The organism is Alkalibacillus filiformis, assembly GCF_030814115.1.
Classification (GTDB): Bacteria; Bacillota; Bacilli; order Bacillales; family Alkalibacillaceae; genus Alkalibacillus; species Alkalibacillus filiformis.
On record NZ_JAUSUP010000003.1, the window covers coordinates 128,572 to 145,496 of the forward strand.

Here is a 16,925-nt window from a genome sequence, read left to right on the forward strand (position 1 = left end):
TATGTGGAAGCCGATGTTGCTGACACTTGTTGAGGATATGCCGACAGGTGACAACTGGGTGTATGAAGTGAAATATGATGGGTTTCGTTGTGGGCTCGAGTGGACGGAAAGGGGAGTGAAACTGTGGAGTCGTAATGGCAATGATTTTACGGCACAGTTTCCTGAAATTACGGCTTGGTGTGAAGAGAATGCTGAACGGGTCAAACCGCATTTGCCGCTATTTTTAGACGGTGAATTAGTCGTGTTGGATTCAGAATTAAAAGGAAACTTCTCGCTTATTCAGACGCGTGGTCGCATGTCATCGAAGGATCGAATTCAAAGTGTCAGTCAAAAAAGACCCGCAACGTTTATGGCATTTGATCTGTTGCAGCTTAAAGGGAAAAGTTTAGAGAACCAACTTCTACATAAAAGGCGCAGTCAAGTAGAGGAACTTTTTAACGAGATTGATAACGAAAGATTAAACATTGTAAAACAATACGACGATCCACAACAAATATGGCAAGATGTGCAGTTGCATCAAGGTGAAGGAGTTGTAGCTAAAAACGAACGTTCCAAAGTAACGAGTGGCAAGCGAAGTGAACAGTGGCAAAAGATCAAAAATTGGCGCACTGTTACAGGCTTTTTAACGCAATGGAATATGGAAAATGAGTACTTTGATGTGTCGGTTTACAAAGGCGAGGAGATGACCCTTTTAGGTAAGCTGAAACACGGCTTTTCTGATGAAGAAAAGGAGACGCTGAAAGCTTTTGTTTATGAAAATGGTGAAAAAATAAACGCAGAAACGTGGGAGATTCCGCCGAGTGTCTGTTTAGAGATTCACTGTTTAGAAGCAAAAGATCGAGAGCTGCGAGAGCCTGTTTTTTACCAGTTTCGCTTTGACTTAGAGCCAAACGATTGTACGTGGGATCGTGTACGAGAAGGGTTAGGGCAGTTGCCAGAATCAGTTGAAATTTCAAAGCCAGATAAATTGCTTTTCCCGAAGTTTAACAAACGTGACTTTGTGTTGTACTTGCGCGATGTGGCACCACTATTACTTCCAAGGTTACAAAATAAACGGCTGACGATGATCCGGTTTCCTGACGGTGTCGACGACCATTCATTTTACCAAAAACATTTGCCTGATTATGCACCTGACTTTATCCAAACAGTGCCGGGTGATGAGGTAGAAGAGGATATCGTCTGCCAAGATTTACAGACGTTGCTTTGGTTCGGCAACCATGCTGCCATTGAATATCATGTGCCTTTTAACAGAGTCGATTCAGAGTTACCTGATGAGATGGTGTTTGATTTAGACCCGCCGACTTTAAAACAGTTTCCGTTAGCGGTTTTCGCAGCACAGCTAATAAAAGAAATGTGTGAACACCAAGGGTATGACGTTTATGTGAAAACGTCTGGGAAAACAGGTTTGCAGTTGCATATTCCGTTAGATGAAGAGCTGACTTATGATGACACGCGCGAATTTATGGAGGCGGTGGCGAAAGTGCTCATCGAAAAATATCCGGATAAATTTACGATCGAACGGTTGAAGAAAAATCGTGGCAATCGACTTTACATCGATTATATTCAGCACGCACCTGGTAAAACAATCATCGCACCTTACTCTCCGCGAGCGACGAAAGAAGGAACAGTGGCGACACCACTTTATTGGGATGAAGTTAACGACTCACTTGACCCGCGTCATTATACGATGGATACCATTTTGAAGCGGTTAAATGAGAGAGGGTGTCCATTTTGGAAGTAATAAAAGGGGGCTTTATAAGGTTAAGCCCCTTTACTGTCATTTTATTCTTTACTCGAGCAACAACTAGTTTTAGGCTCGACTTCTTCAATTTTAACTTTACAACATGTAGTGCTTTTCTTTTGATTGTGGTCCTGTTTTAATAATTTTAACAATTTATTAACCATACATATCCCTCCTATAAATTCGTTATGATAAATTAGCCATTGAGAAAATATCTATTTTCAAATTGATTCTTTTGTTCATTTACAACTTTGTCTCTCATCATGTTTTCAATTTGATGTTTCGTATGTTTACAACATTTCACAAATAAACCTCTTGATCTCAGATAAAATAATACTTTTCTATGCATATAATTACCTCCTAAAATTAAATTAAATAAAAAATAAATCCTGAAATTGATGACATGGAAATGACTGAGAATACATAAGTGACTATTAATTCTTTTTGGAAGATCGATTTTAATAGCACTAATTCAGGTAAGCTAGCACCAGCTGAACTGATCATCATTGCCATAACTGGTCCAATTGCCATTCCGTTAACAATTAGTATTTGAGAAATGGGAATCATGCTAGCTAACCTAATGTATAATGGAATTCCGACGATCGCTGCTAAAGGTATTAGCCACCAATCATCACCTCCAAAGTGGGCACTAATATATTCAGCAGGTACGAGTCCATGTATAACAGCTCCAATAGCTGCACCTATTAGTAAATAGGGGTATACGCTTCTCATCAGCCCTAACGTATCTTTCCAAGCTGCTTTCCATGAGAATGTTTTGTCTTCCGATTGATATCCGCTCATAACGACTTGTTTGACCGTCTTTTCTAGTCCAAACTTCTCTAATAACAGTCCAATCGTTAATGATAAGCTTGCTGTGATTAAAATATATAATATGGTTACCTTCCAGCCCATGATGACAGTCATGATGGTGAGGATCGTAGGATCAAGGACAGGTGAGGCAAATAAAAATACCATTACGATACCAAATCTCACTTGATTTTTGAGTAGATTTACAATGATGGGAATTGTTGAGCAAGAACAAAAAGGTGTTATAAAAGCAAAGAAAATAGCAATTATTCCACCAAGTATCGGGTTAGAGTTTTTAAGCTTCTTCTCGACTTTTTCGTATGGAATAAAACTTTGCAATAAATTAAGTACGAATGAAACAGCAATAAATAAAACGGTGAGTTGTAACGCAATTGCAGCAAAACTTTTGATCGTTTCTATCATTAAATCTCCCCCTAAAATGTAAATGCTAGTACTGTACATCAAAAATATTTGATGTAATGTTTGTAAAAAATGCCCAGCGATTATTTGGCTGGGCGAAAAACACAGCAAAGTTCTTCAGATAGTAAATGATCAACAACTTCTGAGTTAATCTTATAATAATTCCAAGTTCCTTTTTTCTCACGAATGATGATATTAGAGTCCAACAATATTTTTAAATGGTATGACAACTTTGATTGTGGAAGGTCAAGGATGTCAGTAAGGTCACAAACACATGTAGACCCGTTTTCACAGAGAATAGACAGTAAGTGCAATCTCTTTTGATCAGCTAACGCTTTAAATTGTTTCTCATAAAATGAAAAATCATAATTGTTTTCTTTTATTGATATATTCATCTATAAATGCCTCCTTACATCAAAATATTTTGATTTAACTATAGTTTAGTGGAATATGATGGTAAAGTCAAGTGATTAATCAAAAACTTTTGATGTAATAATTTGCATGGGGAATTGAAAACTAACAATCTATTATTGGAATATTATGTTAATATTTAGGGAGGGATGGAGGATTCGAGATGAATAAAGATCAAAAGTTTAAAAATATCTCAATCGTTTTAAGCGTAGTCGTTGTTATTTTGCTGATCACGAATATCTATTCATTTTTACAAGTTCAACAAACAAAGGAAAGGGTCCAATCTGAAGCAGTTGATGAACTTGAAAATCATTTGCAATGGGTCTTGCAGCGTACTTCTAGATGGTCGGCAGGTGTGTCGACTTTTTTTGAATATAATTTCAGAAAATTTCGTTACTTAACATCTTTTATGTGGAATATTATGTTAATATTTATTTATGAAGTATCTAGTATAAGAGGTGAGCTATGACTAAAAAAGCTTTATTAATAATAGATGTCCAAAATGGAATGTTCCAGGAAGAAAACATTGTGTATAGAGGAAATGAATTGTTAGATAATTTGAGAGTGTTGATTAATCAAGCACGATCATCTAATGTTCCTGTCTTTTATGTGCAGCATAATACTCCTGCTGGTAAGCCTTTGGAGTATGGTTCCCATGGATGGAAAGTCCACCGTGACATAACGCCTGAAAATGGTGATGTTGTCATTCAAAAGTCGACCCCGGATTCCTTTTTCAAAACTAATTTGGATTATGAGTTGAAAATACATGATGTTAATCACTTGGTTATTACGGGGATTCAAACTGAAGTGTGTGTCGATACCGCTTGTAGAAGGGCTTTTAGTAAAGGATATAAAGTTACGTTAGTTTCTGATGCGCATAGTACGTGGAGTGCAAATGGTTTAAACGCTCAACAAATAATTGACCACCATAATGGAACTTTAAGGTGGTTTGCTCGTGTTACTAATCATGATGAAGTCAGGCTTTAACAGTAGGTGAAGAAATGAATAATAAATTAAACCCAATCATCGCTGCGCAAAAGTTTGTTGAAGAACATTTTCAAGGTTGTGAAGGTGCATTATTAGCTGGAAGTGTCGTGCGAGGGGAAGCAACATCGACATCAGACCTTGATCTCGTTATTTTTGATTGTCACTTGGAATCTTCATATCGAGAATCGTTAATCAAATTCGGCTGGAATATAGAAGTTTTCGCACACAATCTACAATCCTATAAAACTTATTTTGAGAGTGTAAATATCCCCTCTGCCCGATCCTGACAACCTATCAAATCATCCAATACATCTGTTATAAAATACCGCTTCAAATCTATTGTTTCTTTCGTCCAATCTTCCGGCCCTTTATTTAGTAGTGACGCTGCTTCACTCTTAATTTCAGGAATGACACCGTTATCCTTTAACACGCTTCCTTCAACGACCATTCTAGGTAATGATGGCCTGGCGCGTTTACAGTTCATGAACTTGCCGAACGATTTGTAGTTGCTCTTGACCAATATTATAAGTCGGAAAACAAAGAGCCTCTTGTTCAACTGACAGATAAAATTTTAAAGCCATATGGAGGTCGTTTATTTGAAGGGTTTTCGTTAGGGAAAAAGTGATTTAAACATAATTTAGGGAGGGTCTCTAATGGATAATTCTACGGAATTAGTAAAATGCCCGAAATGTGCGAGTACAGAATTAGGGAAAGGTAAGCATGCAGGGTATACGGTTATGCCCCCCTGTAAAATAAGCTGAGATTTGGTTCAGAGGTTGAGTATATTCTTTGTACTGACTGTGGGTTTATTATTGAAAGCTATGTAAAAAAGCCAGAAAAATTTAAGGGGGACACTATAAAGTTTAATACTTCTATTTAATTCTAACACAATCGTTTTATAATTCGGTCTTTTAATTTAAGATTGCGACTCAGGAAATGCTTGGGGAGTGAGGGTATTATGAGCTTTTGGGTGAGAGGCGTTTTGAAAATAGTGAAGGGTTTTTCTTATTTATTCTCGAAGTAATACTTGTAAAATATGTATTTTAAGAGGTGGAGATATTGAAGAATTATTTGGAGTTTGAAAAGCCAATATATGAATTAAAAGGCAAAATCGATGAGCTCATCACTTACGCAGAAGAATCAGACGTTGATCTTACTGAAGAGATTGCTAACTTGCAAGAGCGTGTCTCAAGTTTACAAGATGAAATTTATAATAATTTAACGCCGTGGCAAAGAGTTCAGATAGCACGTCATCCGAACCGTCCCACGACTTTAGATTATATTGATCTATTATTTAATCAGTTTATTGAGTTGCACGGTGATCGTTACTTTAGTGATGACCAAGCGATTGTTGGTGGGATTGCTAAGTTTGAAAACACGCCTGTTACCATTATTGGTCAACAAAGAGGTCGAGATACGAAGGAAAATTTAGCACGAAACTTTGGCATGCCGAATCCAGAAGGTTATAGAAAAGCGTTACGGCTGATGAAGCAAGCAGAAAAATTCAATAGACCCGTTATTACGTTAATCGATACAAAAGGGGCTTTCCCAGGAAAAGGAGCAGAAGAACGTGGACAATCAAGAGCACTTGCCCATAACCTTTTTGAGATGGCTGGTTTGAAAGTACCCATTATAAGTATTGTTATAGGTGAAGGGGCAAGTGGTGGTGCATTGGGGATTGGAGTAGGTAATCACATTCATATGTTAGAAAATACGTGGTTCTCTGTCATTGCGCCAGAATCTGCAGCTGCTCTTCTTTGGAAAGATGCGACTCAAGGTGAGTATGCAGCTAATACGATGAAGATTACTGCACCAGATCTAAAAGAACTAAACATTATTGATGAAATAGTCCCTGAAATTAAAGGTGGAGCACACCATAACCGGAATGAACAGGCTAGTCGGTTGAAGAAAGTAATAGATAAATCACTAAAAGAATTTTCGACTTACACCGAAGAAATGATCGTTGAGCAAAGGTATGTAAAATATAAAGGTATTGGAGTATTTAGTGAGTAAGTAAAATCAGTCGGTGGTGGATGAGAAGGTAAATTGGGCGATCAATAAGGTTGATCGTCTTATTTATTAGCAAATAGTTAATACATAAAAACCTATCAAGGCTTTACAACATTAGAAACTGACTTTATAATATTGTTAACTTTTTATATTGGAGGGTTAACAATTAAAACAAATCATTTAATCTATGTATCTATGTTCGCAGCAATTATGGGGGTATTAGGACTTCTTCCTCCAATTCCTTTAGGCTTTTCGCCTGTACCGATTACGATGCAGACTTTAGGTGTGATGCTTGCTGGGTGCGTGCTAGGAGCGCGTTTTGGTCCAAAGTATGCAGCGTTAAGTCAGGTGTTATTTCTATTAATCGTCGCGACTGGCATGCCACTACTATCTGGCGGACGTGGTGGAGTAGGCGTATTTCTAACACCATCGGCAGGCTTTTTACTCGGTTGGGTTGCAAGTGCTTATGTCATCGGTTATTTATGTCAACGTATGAAAACTGTAGCAGTCTGGAAAATGATCCTCATTAACATAGCAGGTGGTATAGTTGTTATTTACTTATTTGGGGTCCCAGTCCAGGCGATGATGATGGAGATTCCGGTGCATCAAGCGGCAATCTATAGTTTATCATTTATACCAGGTGATGTATTAAAAGCGGTTGCGGCTTCATTCGTTGCGGTTAAATTATATCATGTGGCTCCTTTTATGAAGGAAGCACGAGCCTGAATGAAAATCATTGATCCATATTCACATCATGCCGTTAAGCAACCAGATCGTCCTGCTATCGTCACGGACGATAAAATCATTTACTATCATGAATGGGAGAAGATTGTTCGACAGACAGCAGCTGCTTTTTCGAATGAGCCGGCTGTCCATAATCGAGTTGCAATTTTCCTTCCGAATGGGCACTTGTTCCTGCAAGTATTCGCAGGTGCAAGTGCGGCAGGATGGGCTAATGTCGTAGGAGATATGAAATGGAGTAAGTCAGAAGTTGAAGCACGGTTGAATGAGGTCGAACCTGATATCATCGTGGCTGACGAAAGCATGAAGGATGTTTTTCAAAACCAAGATGCGAAAATCATTTTCTCTGGAGAAATCAGTGAGTGGGTTCATACTCACAATGACTGGCAACCTGATGAAAAGGCTAATGCTCCTTTTTATATTGGTTTTACTTCAGGTTCTACAGGTCAGCCGAAAGCATTTGTACGATCGCATCAATCATGGGTGGAGTCGTTCAAATGTAACCAGATAGACCTTGGAATGACGGCAGAAGATCATGTTTTAATTCCTGGATCTTTTGTTAATTCCATTTTTATATACGGAGCGTTAAGTACGTTATACATAGGTGGAACTGTTTATGTCTTAAATAAATTTTCAACGAGCCGGTTAATGAATGTGTTGAAAAATAACCCAATTTCGGTCATATATGTGGTGCCGACGATGATTCATGCCTTAATCAATGATGGGTGGAAAGGCGTACAGCAACTAACTTTCATTTCTACTGGAGCCAAATTATTGCCTTCTGTGAAAAATGAGATGAAAGGTCACTTTCCTCACGCAAGTATTTATGAATTTTATGGTGCTTCTGAACTCAGTTTCATTACAGTACTAAAAGATGATAATCAAATGACATATGCTGATTCAGTTGGTCAAGCTTTTCATAATGTAGAAATTAAAATTTGTGGGGATGATGGAAAAGAAGTACCTCCAGGTGAAACTGGGGTATTGTATGTGAGGAGTAAAATGTTATTTGATGGCTACATCAATAATCAAGGGGAAACGGATAACGTATTGGATGGCGATTGGGCTACAGTTCATGATATTGCCAAAAAGGATGAAAATGACTTTATCTACATACTAGGACGCAAAAATGACATGATTCTCTACGGAGGTATTAATATTTATCCTCAGGAAATAGAAGAAGTGTTAAATAGGGTCGATAGCGTCGAAGAAGTCGTTGTATTTGGTGCAAAAGATGCCTACTGGGGAGAGAAAGTAGCTGCCTATATCAAAGGAGACGTTACGATCCGTGAATTGAAAAAGCATTGCCGTGATCATTTATCTAGTTATAAGATTCCGCGTATTTGGAGAAAAGTTGATCGCTTTCCTTACACATCTGGTGGAAAAATATCACGTACGGAAGTTAAAAACTGGCTAGAGGAGGGGAAGCATGAAAAGAGCCGTGATCGTTAATGCAAAAAGGACAGCGATCGGCAAGAAAGGTGGCTCCTTAAAGGAATCTCCACCTGAACAATTGGCTGCCTCTGTCATTCATGAACTTGTCCAGGATCTACCCCTTCCAGTGGACGACGTCTTGATGGGAAATGCGGTTGGTCCCGGTGGAAATCTAGCTAGATTGTCTACTTTACAAAGTGGACAACCTATGTCGGTACCCGGTGTGACAATAGACAGACAATGTGGGGCTGGAATGGAAGCCATTCGACTTGCATGCCATTTGATTCAAGGCGGCGCGGGAGAAATTTTCGTTGCTGGCGGTGTGGAGAGCACGAGCCAATCGCCTTTTGAAAGAAGGGCGCGCTTTTCACCAGAATCTATTGGTGATCCAGATATGGGAGTAGCAGCAGATCAGACTGCAAAAGAATACGGGATTACTAGAAAGATGCAAGATGACTATGCACGAATCAGCTACGAGCGTGCAATTCATTCTTTAGGAGAAGGCTATTTTGATGAAGAAATAGTAAGTTCACAAGGGTTACCTCAAAAAGATGAAAGTCTAAACCCGAAAATGAATTATGAACGAATGCTTAATCGTTTATCCCCTGCTTTTATGAACGATGGGACTGTCACAATGGGCAATTGTTGCGGGGTCAATGATGGTGCTGCTGCAGTGTTGGTCATGTCTGAGAATAAAGCTTATGAATTAGGCTATCAACCTACTTTAAGGTTTGTTGACAGCGTTGTTGTAGGTGTCGATCCAAATCATCCGATTGTTGGCGCAGTTTCTGCCATATCTGAGCTGCTTGCTAAGTGTGGTTTATCTGTTCAAGATATTGACTTGGTGGAACTAAATGAGGCATTTGCTGCAAAAGCTGTGTTATTGTCTCAAGAACTTTCGATTCCATATGAAAAAATAAATGTCGAAGGCGGAGCCATTGCGTTAGGTCATCCTTATGGTGCATCCGGTGCTATTTTAGTCACACGGTTATATTATGAGATTCAGCGATACTTGGCGAAGTATTGCATTTCTGTGATCGGAGTTGGTGGAGGAATGGGTATTGCGATGTTATGGGAGCGTCCAGAATGAAGTCAGAGAAAGTATCCGTAACGATTACGAACAATATGATTCACGATTTTGAGCAGATCTTTGGAAAACAGGACACACTGTCTCCAGTCTTTCCTATGATTTTTTACCGTTATATCGAAGTTCCCTGGGAGACACCATCTCCTCCAGTTTTAAGAAAACAGCATGGTACGTGTACTAAGGAACTAACAGTTGGAAAAACCTATCATTGCCAAGTAGTACTCGAAGCAGAAAAGCAAAGAAGAAACAATGTGTTTTACACGCAATGTCTTTACGTATATGACGAACATGGAGAGGAATGTGTTCGATGTGTTTCAGAATTAGTCACGAGTTCACCGTTACAGAAGAAAAAATAAGGCAATATGCACTCTTAACCGGAGACGATAACCCGATTCATTTAGAGCGGGAAGAAGCGGAACGTCAAGGGTTTCAAGCTCCTATTGCACACGGTTTACTAACTATGGGGCTTGTAATGGATATGACTTCTCGTTTTACTCAAGAAGGCATGCGTATTTCCGATTATGAAGTTAGGTTTATCAAACCGGTTTATAAGGATGAAGCCATTGAAATTTCTGCAAAAGTAGAAGCTTCAGAGAGTCAAGTTCAGCTTAAGATTACTGGAGAGAAGGTACAAGGTTTGGTGGTTTTGGAAGAATAGATAGAGGAAATTCTTAATCATATGTTGTTAAATTAACACTGAATGAGTAGGGCGATCAATAAGGTTGATTGTCTTTTTTATTGATACAATTATTGGAATATTATGTTAAAATCGTTGTAGGAGATATTCAACTTATTCTAAACATTTTAGGTACGTTTATAGGTGCATTAATAGGATATTTTGTTAGGAAATATTTTTAATAAGGTGGGGTGAAAAATGGGGGTTGAAAAAGAGTATCTGAGAATTGTAATTGAAAGATTTAATAGTGTAAAAAAACTTGGCGAACAGACTATAAACCAATTATCGGAGAATGAAATACATTGGACCTATAATAATGAGTCCAACAGTGTCGCAACAATAGTAAAACACTTAAGTGGGAATATGGTTTCTAGATGGACTGACTTTTTAACTTCTGATGGTGAAAAGGAATATAGAAATCGTGATGAAGAATTTTTAAATGACATATCCGTGAAATCAGAGTTAATTACTGAATGGGAAAAGGGATGGAAAGTTTTAATCGATACACTAACTGATTTAAATGAACAAGATTTATTAAAAAGTATATACATTCGTGGTGAAGAGCATTTGGTGTTAGAGGCTATCGAAAGGCAAATGGCGCATTACGCATATCATGTCGGGCAAATTGTGTACATTGGCAAACAATTAAAGGGCGATAACTGGAAGAGTCTCAGCATCCCGAAAGGCAAATCTGAAGAATATTTAAAGGAAATGCTTGAGAAACATAAAGATGAATAGCTAAGGATTGTTGAACTAAAAGGTAAGGAGTTTAATAAGGAAATTTCTAGGCTGGCAAGTGAAGTGATCAGTAAATGTGAAGGGAAGGAGGAAATGGTATATTTACATCAGAGTTTGTGTTGATTAACTAATGATGCAGTTAGTTCAGTTCTCTTTGATAAATATAAAGTAAAATGCAAAATAAGTATATATGGGGTGAACAAAATGCTGATTTTTATCACAGTAATTTTAATAGTGTTTTTATTCGACTTCACGAGAGTTAGAAAGCAAAACGATAAGGTAATAGAACAAAATGAAAAAATAATTTCTTTGTTAGAAGAAATTAAAAATAAGGACTTAGTTGACAAAAAATGAGGGAGTTTTAGTAAGAACCTATGGTGAATGAAATTAATTTTAGAATTGCAAATGAAGATGATTTAAATCGAATTGTTGAAATGCTTGCCAACGATGTATTAGGAAGTAAGAGAGAGAAATTTCAAGCCCCGCTACCAAAAAGTTATTTAAAAGCATTCCATGCGATTAATGCAGACCCGAATAATGAACTAGTCGTTGCCTGTAAAGGTGATAAAATTGTAGGTGTACAACAAATTACATTCACTCCTTACATAACACATCAAGGTGGTTGGAGAGCGACGATTGAAGGTGTTAGAACAGATACCTCTGTTCGTGGGAGAGGAATAGGTTCTATGCTTATAAAATGGGCAATAAAACGTGCGGAGGACAAAGGCTGTCACTTAGTTCAGCTTACAACCGATAAAGAGAGACCAGATGCTTTGAGGTTTTATGAAGGACTAGGATTTAAAGCGACACACGAAGGTTTGAAATTAAAGCTTTAAACGGGTGTGTAATAAGGAGAGAGAGAAATGAAGGAGTACAAAAAAGAAATCATTTTAATTCTTATTCCATTTATTTATGGATTCATTGCAAACACTTTTATGATAATATTACCCCCAATGTTGATTCAAATTGTATTCGGAGTATTTTGGTTTTGGGTCGGGATGAGGTTTGCTAAAGTAAAGGCTAACCATCTGAAAAACATTCTTGTTGGTAACAGCCTATGGTTAATCTCATTTTTAATATATTTATGGCAGTTTGTTTTAGTTAACGATGAGGGTAGGAATACAGTTCTTGCAATGTTTAGTCAACATTATCCTTTTACATTTATATCTTCAGGAACACAGCTCTCTTTAATGTTTAGCGACATGATCCATGGTACAGTCTTAACTATATTTTCATATTTAATGATGTTCATTGTTTTTATGGGAGGATACATAACCAGTTGGATTATAAGTAAAAAAATGTTTAATCATAACAAATAAGTATTGTATTTAAGTGATGGTCTTACAGTTGAATAAAGTTCGAGGTTCAATGAATTACCTGAGGATATTAGAGAGTTCTTTTTGGAATTACCGAAATAAGAAAGCATCAAATTGCTTAGACGCAATTTGATGCTTTTTCTGTCTTAATAATGTCCGTGTTCCATAGCGTCTGCTTTAGTTCTATGAACAGTGCCACGTGGGTGCTCTGGTGGTGCGTAAATCGAGTAAAGCTTAAGAGGTCTACGTCCTGTGTTCGTTAAGTTGTGCCATTTTCCAGCAGGGATGAAGATCGCATCATCGTCTGCTACTTGACGTTGGAAGTCAAGGCGATCGCGACGGTCTCCCATTTGCACTAAGCCGTGGCCACCTTCAACGCGAATGAATTGATCGTGATCATTGTGGATTTCTAAGCCGATATCATCACCAGGTTCAATACTCATCAGTGTTAACTGCAAGTATTCCCCTGTCCATAGAGCTGTGCGGTAATAGTCGTTCATCATGGTCGCTCTTTCAATATTGACGACGTAAGGGTTAGGCCCGTAGTCTTGTGAATGGTGGTGACCAGGATGTTGGTGGAACCAGGCTGGGTTATTATGATCCCATCCGTTATGATTCCAGTTATTATTATTGTAGTCCCAGTAGTCATGGTAGTTGTTATTGTCCCAATATCCATTGTTATTCCAGTTGTGGTCCCATCCTTGATGCTGTTGATTCCACCCCTGGTGTTGATCCCATCCTTGATGTTGCTGATCCCACCCTTGTTTTTGGTGGTGCCAACGTTGATGCATGTCGTAAGGGTTGTAATACATAGTCAATCTCCTTTCCAATTTTTCACTCCTTTATAACGTATGCAGTTGTCTTGGGTGTAGGGATAGATTATTGGAAGAATAGGCCGTTGCCTTTTATAGGAAAGTGCTGTAAAGTTTAAACAAAAAGGGGGAGGACGTTTGAAACGTAAAGGCTTTTGGTTAATCGCAGCGACCTTATTGCTTGGGATCATTTTTTGGCTGTCGAGAACAGTGGAATATGTTGATGAAACATACGAAGGGCTGTTGTTTCAAGTCGGTGAAGGTAATGAAGACTTAGAAGAAAATGTGACGGTAGACCTGGATGGCGAATTTATAAATCATATGTTTTCTGAAGAACGTTTTGAAGGGACGATAACGATTGATGGCGTCGTTCACCCAGCTGAAACAGCAAGTATAGATATGTTAGAAATCACTTTTGTAGAGGATGGTTTTAAGCGTGGTGATGTGACATACATAGATCGTGATGGTGATGCTTTACAATCGATTGGTCATTTACATATGAGTGATGATTTTTCTGAATTGACGCTTCAAGTGTGGGGAGAAGACATACATAACACACCAGAAATCGGATCTTGGACAAGTGATGATGGCTATGTCATATCAGCTCCAGCATCTGATCGCGAAGAAGGGCTAGAGGTGTTGAACCGCTTGATGAGCCCAATATTAGATGGTTTTGAATTTAAATAATTGAAAAGGAAGTGCAATATGTCAGGACAACAACGAAGTAATATTGAAATTGGAATGGAAGTTGAAGTCGTTCAAAAGCAAGACCAGCGTACAGGAAAGCTAACGCGAGGAATTGTAAAAGATATTTTAACGAAATCTGCCAATCATCCTCACGGTATTAAAGTCCGTTTAGAAGGTGGCGAAGTGGGAAGAGTGAAGCGAACCATCTAGTTTGTAAGCTTTTTATAACTTGCTCAAGTGGGGCAAATAATTTATAATAAATTTAAATTGAATGACTATTCATTCAATTTTTACTTGTAAAGGCTTACATACCAAGGGAGGTTGACAGATGAATTTAAGTGATCAGTTGTCGTTAACAGCAAAGAACCATTTCTCGAAGCCGGCTTATGTGTTTAATGGGGAAGAGACGGATTACAAGACGTTAGAAGGGTCCGTGACAAAGTTCGCATCGAGCCTTGAATCATTAGGTTATCAAAAAGGAGACCATATTGCACTTGTGGTTGGAAATACACCACACTTTGTCATTGGTTTATACGGTGCGATGCGTTTAGGTTTGACGGTCATTCCCGTCAATCCAATCTACACTGCTGATGAAATTGCTTATATCATTAATAACGGTGATGTTAAGGGTGTTATCACGTTAGATGTGTTAATGGAAAAGTTCGAACAGATGACCTCAATGATTCCTAATGTTGAACATTACATTGTTGGTGAAACAGACCCTCAGTTACAAGGTCGCGAATCATCATTAAAAGAACAGACATACTCATTTACAAAGCTTGTCCAATCAGGAAGCTTAGAGTTTGATCGTCCAACTTTAAACGATGATGATACCGCTGTCATTTTGTACACATCAGGAACAACAGGCAAACCAAAAGGTGCGATGTTAACGCATAAAAACTTGTTCTCAAATGCGCGTGATACAGCAGAATACTTACAAATCGGTGAAAATGACCGTGTGATTGCGGCACTACCGATGTTCCACGTGTTCTGTTTAACAGTGGCATTAAATGCGCCATTAGTAAATGGTTCAACAATATTAATCGTGCCGAAATTCTCACCGGATGCGGTGTTTAAAGTAGCGCGCGACCATCAAGCGACTGTGTTTGCAGGTGTTCCGACAATGTATAACTACTTACTTCAGTATCCAAATGAAGAAGAAAAAGACTTCTCGAACATTCGCCTCTGCATTTCAGGTGGTGCATCCATGCCTGTTGCATTATTAGAGAAGTTCGAGCAGCACTTTGATGTACAAATATCTGAAGGTTATGGCCTATCAGAAGCATCACCTGTAACATGCTTTAACCCACTTGATCGTCCGCGTAAAGCAGGCTCAATTGGAACAAGCATTGTTAATGTTGAGAACAAAGTCGTTAATGAGCATGGTGAAGAAGTGCCAACAGGTGAAGTTGGAGAACTTGCTGTACGTGGCCCAAACGTGATGAAAGGTTATTACAAAATGCCTGAAGAAACACAAGCATCGATTAAAGATGATTGGTTATACACAGGTGATATGGCGAAACAAGATGAAGAAGGCTATTTCTACATTGTTGACCGTAAGAAAGACTTAATTTTAGTCGGCGGTTACAATGTATATCCACGTGAAGTAGAAGAAGTGTTATATAGTCATGAGAATATTACTGAAGTCGCTGTTATTGGTGTACCAGATGAAAACTTAGGTGAAGCGGTCGTCGCGTTTGTCGTGTCAAACAATGAAGATTTAACAGAAGAAGATCTTCGTAAGCTTTCCCAAGATAAATTGGCCAAATATAAACAACCGAAAGAAATCAACTTCCTAGAAGAATTACCGAAAAATACGACCGGAAAAATTTTAAGAAGAAGTTTAAAAGAACAAGTCGCAACACAGTAGTATAGTAAGCGTTTACAAAGATTCCTTAGCGAAATGACTAGGGAATCTTTTTTTATTTTTAGGGTTGATTTTACTTTTTGTATTCCCTATAATTGAAAACAATATTCAGAAATTCTTTATTGCATAAAAGCGTGTAAGTGAAAAAGGGGAGAGGTAAAAATGTTGAAAAGAATGCTTTTATTGATTGTCATCAGTTTAATCACCATTTTAGTCGCGTGTGGTGATGGAGAAGCAGAAGAAGGGGATCCTGAAGAGAGTCAAGCTGACAACGAGTTAACACGTGATGAAGCCGACTTTGTCGTTGGTGTATCACAAATTGTAGAGCACCCATCACTCGATCGAGCAACAGAAGGGTTTCAAGAAGCTTTAGCGGATGCTGGTTTAGAAGTGTTTTACGATGTGTCATTAGCGCAAGGGGATAATCAAAACGCACAGCTCATCGCAGAGAAGTTCGTTAGTGATGATGTTGATTTAATTTTCGGTAATTCAACGCCTAGTACACAATCGGCTTTAAATGAAACGCAAGATATTCCGATCGTCTTTACGTCTGTAACAGATCCAGTTGGGGCAGGTTTAGTCGATTCTATGGAAGACCCAGGTGGTAATGTGACAGGGACAGCGGATATGCATCCTGATGCTGTTCCACAAGCCGTCGAATTAGTAGAAGACTTAGGTTATGAATCTATTGGTCTTGTTTATAACTCAGGTGAGCAGAACTCAGTGAGACAGATTGAGTTAGTTAATGAAGTAGCCAGTGAAAATGGCATTGAAACTCATGAAGCAACGGTGTCAGCTTCATCAGAAGTGATGCAAGCAGCTGAATCGTTAGTTGGACAAGCGGAAGTGTTTTTAATTATTACAGATAATACCGTGGTTAGTGCGTTAGAGTCTGTTTTATCAGTTGGTCAAAATGAAGATATGCCAGTCTTTGTAAGTGAACTTGATTCAGTTGAACGTGGTGGTTTTGCAGGGTTTGGTTTTGATTACTTTGATATTGGTTATGAAGCAGGAGAAAAGGCAGCACAAGTTTTACAAGATGGTGTGAGTCCTGGTGACATTCCAGCGTCTTACCCTCAAAATCTATTTTTACAAATTAACGAAGATGCCGCTGAAAAGATGGGCGTTGAGCTAACAGATGAGTTAAAAGAACGAGCGGAGATTGTCACGACTGAAGAAGAAGGTGAGTAA

At 38.4% G+C, this 16,925-nt stretch carries 20 protein-coding genes and 1 pseudogene; 17 read left to right on the plus strand and 4 right to left on the minus strand.

Translation table 11 applies throughout. From position 1 onward, the window contains the following. The first annotated feature begins 1 nt into the window (after position 1). Positions 2-1,741 (plus strand): DNA ligase D, encoded by a 1,740-nt coding sequence (locus J2R98_RS07520; RefSeq protein ID WP_307067637.1) that lies wholly within the window; start codon positions 2-4, stop codon positions 1,739-1,741. 366 nt (positions 1,742-2,107) lie between these two features. Here the strand turns inward: J2R98_RS07520 and J2R98_RS07525 are convergent, their stop codons facing one another. Next, positions 2,108-2,971 carry a permease gene (locus J2R98_RS07525; protein ID WP_307067639.1) on the minus strand — a complete coding sequence of 288 codons (864 nt, stop codon included), beginning with the start codon at positions 2,969-2,971 and terminating at the stop codon, positions 2,108-2,110. A gap of 80 nt (positions 2,972-3,051) precedes the next feature. Beyond that, on the minus strand, positions 3,052-3,363 hold the full coding sequence (locus tag J2R98_RS07530; RefSeq protein ID WP_307067641.1) for an ArsR/SmtB family transcription factor: 312 nt from the start codon (positions 3,361-3,363) through the stop codon (positions 3,052-3,054). A gap of 179 nt (positions 3,364-3,542) precedes the next feature. Here J2R98_RS07530 and J2R98_RS07535 point away from each other — a divergent pair, with 179 nt between their 5' ends. The 3 genes and pseudogenes from J2R98_RS07535 to J2R98_RS07545 form a co-directional block, all read left to right on the plus strand. Next, on the plus strand, positions 3,543-3,848 hold the full coding sequence (locus J2R98_RS07535) for a hypothetical protein (protein WP_307067643.1): 306 nt from the start codon (positions 3,543-3,545) through the stop codon (positions 3,846-3,848). Next, positions 3,845-4,366 carry a cysteine hydrolase family protein gene (locus J2R98_RS07540; RefSeq protein ID WP_307067645.1) on the plus strand — a complete coding sequence of 174 codons (522 nt, stop codon included), beginning with the start codon at positions 3,845-3,847 and terminating at the stop codon, positions 4,364-4,366. The genes J2R98_RS07535 and J2R98_RS07540 overlap by 4 nt, the downstream gene beginning before the upstream one ends. Positions 4,367-4,380: 14 nt before the next feature. Continuing rightward, positions 4,381-4,626 (plus strand): annotated as a pseudogene (locus tag J2R98_RS07545) (nucleotidyltransferase domain-containing protein); the annotation flags it as partial. On the opposite strand, the gene J2R98_RS07550 reads toward J2R98_RS07545, so the two are convergent. Then, a complete protein-coding gene (locus J2R98_RS07550; protein WP_307067647.1) occupies positions 4,614-4,850 on the minus strand; it encodes a hypothetical protein in 237 nt (78 codons plus the stop codon). The pseudogene J2R98_RS07545 and the gene J2R98_RS07550 sit on opposite strands and share 13 nt — an antisense overlap. Positions 4,851-5,425: 575 nt before the next feature. Here J2R98_RS07550 and accA point away from each other — a divergent pair. The 9 genes from accA to J2R98_RS07595 all read left to right on the plus strand — a co-directional run bounded on the left by accA (position 5,426) and on the right by J2R98_RS07595 (position 12,371). Beyond that, entirely contained in the window at positions 5,426-6,379 is a 954-nt protein-coding gene (gene accA, locus J2R98_RS07555; RefSeq protein WP_307067648.1) for an acetyl-CoA carboxylase carboxyl transferase subunit alpha, read from the plus strand. Between the two features lie 132 nt (positions 6,380-6,511). Next, entirely contained in the window at positions 6,512-7,102 is a 591-nt protein-coding gene (locus tag J2R98_RS07560) for a biotin transporter BioY (RefSeq protein WP_307067649.1), read from the plus strand. Further along, entirely contained in the window at positions 7,103-8,569 is a 1,467-nt protein-coding gene (locus tag J2R98_RS07565; protein WP_307067651.1) for an AMP-binding protein, read from the plus strand. Then, the gene (locus J2R98_RS07570; RefSeq protein ID WP_307067653.1) at positions 8,547-9,641 is read left to right on the plus strand and encodes an acetyl-CoA C-acyltransferase; all 1,095 of its coding nucleotides are present in this window, start codon (positions 8,547-8,549) and stop codon (positions 9,639-9,641) included. Before J2R98_RS07565 ends, J2R98_RS07570 begins: the two co-directional genes overlap by 23 nt. Then, on the plus strand, positions 9,638-9,994 hold the full coding sequence (locus tag J2R98_RS07575; protein WP_307067654.1) for a hypothetical protein: 357 nt from the start codon (positions 9,638-9,640) through the stop codon (positions 9,992-9,994). The genes J2R98_RS07570 and J2R98_RS07575 overlap by 4 nt, the downstream gene beginning before the upstream one ends. Then, a complete protein-coding gene (locus tag J2R98_RS07580; RefSeq protein WP_307067656.1) occupies positions 9,946-10,296 on the plus strand; it encodes a MaoC family dehydratase in 351 nt (116 codons plus the stop codon). The genes J2R98_RS07575 and J2R98_RS07580 overlap by 49 nt, the downstream gene beginning before the upstream one ends. Positions 10,297-10,512: 216 nt before the next feature. Beyond that, positions 10,513-11,052 (plus strand): DUF1572 domain-containing protein, encoded by a 540-nt coding sequence (locus tag J2R98_RS07585; RefSeq protein WP_307067658.1) that lies wholly within the window; start codon positions 10,513-10,515, stop codon positions 11,050-11,052. Positions 11,053-11,426: 374 nt separating this feature from the next. Further along, a complete protein-coding gene (locus tag J2R98_RS07590) occupies positions 11,427-11,888 on the plus strand; it encodes a GNAT family N-acetyltransferase (protein ID WP_307067660.1) in 462 nt (153 codons plus the stop codon). Between the two features lie 27 nt (positions 11,889-11,915). Continuing rightward, the gene (locus J2R98_RS07595; RefSeq protein ID WP_307067662.1) at positions 11,916-12,371 is read left to right on the plus strand and encodes a hypothetical protein; all 456 of its coding nucleotides are present in this window, start codon (positions 11,916-11,918) and stop codon (positions 12,369-12,371) included. A 143-nt stretch (positions 12,372-12,514) separates the two neighbouring features. On the opposite strand, the gene J2R98_RS07600 is transcribed toward J2R98_RS07595, so the two are convergent. Continuing rightward, positions 12,515-13,180: a cupin domain-containing protein gene (locus J2R98_RS07600; protein WP_307067664.1), complete on the minus strand. Its 666-nt coding sequence runs from the start codon at positions 13,178-13,180 to the stop codon at positions 12,515-12,517. Between the two features lie 138 nt (positions 13,181-13,318). On the opposite strand from J2R98_RS07600, the gene J2R98_RS07605 reads away from it, so the two are divergent. From J2R98_RS07605 to J2R98_RS07620, 4 genes are all read left to right on the plus strand, one after another. After that, positions 13,319-13,867: a hypothetical protein gene (locus J2R98_RS07605; RefSeq protein ID WP_307067665.1), complete on the plus strand. Its 549-nt coding sequence runs from the start codon at positions 13,319-13,321 to the stop codon at positions 13,865-13,867. Between the two features lie 18 nt (positions 13,868-13,885). Further along, positions 13,886-14,077 (plus strand): YwbE family protein, encoded by a 192-nt coding sequence (locus J2R98_RS07610; RefSeq protein ID WP_307067667.1) that lies wholly within the window; start codon positions 13,886-13,888, stop codon positions 14,075-14,077. 118 nt (positions 14,078-14,195) lie between these two features. Continuing rightward, positions 14,196-15,737: a fatty acid--CoA ligase family protein gene (locus J2R98_RS07615; protein WP_307067668.1), complete on the plus strand. Its 1,542-nt coding sequence runs from the start codon at positions 14,196-14,198 to the stop codon at positions 15,735-15,737. 159 nt (positions 15,738-15,896) lie between these two features. Further along, positions 15,897-16,925, plus strand: a complete 1,029-nt coding sequence (locus tag J2R98_RS07620) for an ABC transporter substrate-binding protein (RefSeq protein ID WP_307067670.1) — start codon at positions 15,897-15,899, stop codon at positions 16,923-16,925.

What these genes read in the sequence shown, in the direction of transcription:
- J2R98_RS07520 (WP_307067637.1), top strand. Translation starts at nt 2, where the DNA reads ATGTGGAAGCCGATGTTGCTGACACTTGTTGAGGATATGCCGACAGGT.
- J2R98_RS07590 (WP_307067660.1), top strand. Translation starts at nt 11,427, where the DNA reads ATGGTGAATGAAATTAATTTTAGAATTGCAAATGAAGATGATTTAAAT.
- J2R98_RS07615 (WP_307067668.1), top strand. Translation starts at nt 14,196, where the DNA reads ATGAATTTAAGTGATCAGTTGTCGTTAACAGCAAAGAACCATTTCTCG.
- J2R98_RS07535 (WP_307067643.1), top strand. Translation starts at nt 3,543, where the DNA reads ATGAATAAAGATCAAAAGTTTAAAAATATCTCAATCGTTTTAAGCGTA.
- J2R98_RS07530 (WP_307067641.1), bottom strand. Translation starts at nt 3,363, where the DNA reads ATGAATATATCAATAAAAGAAAACAATTATGATTTTTCATTTTATGAG.
- J2R98_RS07540 (WP_307067645.1), top strand. Translation starts at nt 3,845, where the DNA reads ATGACTAAAAAAGCTTTATTAATAATAGATGTCCAAAATGGAATGTTC.
- J2R98_RS07600 (WP_307067664.1), bottom strand. Translation starts at nt 13,180, where the DNA reads ATGTATTACAACCCTTACGACATGCATCAACGTTGGCACCACCAAAAA.
- J2R98_RS07620 (WP_307067670.1), top strand. Translation starts at nt 15,897, where the DNA reads ATGTTGAAAAGAATGCTTTTATTGATTGTCATCAGTTTAATCACCATT.
- J2R98_RS07585 (WP_307067658.1), top strand. Translation starts at nt 10,513, where the DNA reads ATGGGGGTTGAAAAAGAGTATCTGAGAATTGTAATTGAAAGATTTAAT.
- J2R98_RS07570 (WP_307067653.1), top strand. Translation starts at nt 8,547, where the DNA reads ATGAAAAGAGCCGTGATCGTTAATGCAAAAAGGACAGCGATCGGCAAG.
- J2R98_RS07550 (WP_307067647.1), bottom strand. Translation starts at nt 4,850, where the DNA reads ATGAACTGTAAACGCGCCAGGCCATCATTACCTAGAATGGTCGTTGAA.
- J2R98_RS07575 (WP_307067654.1), top strand. Translation starts at nt 9,638, where the DNA reads ATGAAGTCAGAGAAAGTATCCGTAACGATTACGAACAATATGATTCAC.
- J2R98_RS07565 (WP_307067651.1), top strand. Translation starts at nt 7,103, where the DNA reads ATGAAAATCATTGATCCATATTCACATCATGCCGTTAAGCAACCAGAT.
- J2R98_RS07580 (WP_307067656.1), top strand. Translation starts at nt 9,946, where the DNA reads ATGTGTTTCAGAATTAGTCACGAGTTCACCGTTACAGAAGAAAAAATA.
- J2R98_RS07595 (WP_307067662.1), top strand. Translation starts at nt 11,916, where the DNA reads ATGAAGGAGTACAAAAAAGAAATCATTTTAATTCTTATTCCATTTATT.
- J2R98_RS07610 (WP_307067667.1), top strand. Translation starts at nt 13,886, where the DNA reads ATGTCAGGACAACAACGAAGTAATATTGAAATTGGAATGGAAGTTGAA.
- J2R98_RS07525 (WP_307067639.1), bottom strand. Translation starts at nt 2,971, where the DNA reads ATGATAGAAACGATCAAAAGTTTTGCTGCAATTGCGTTACAACTCACC.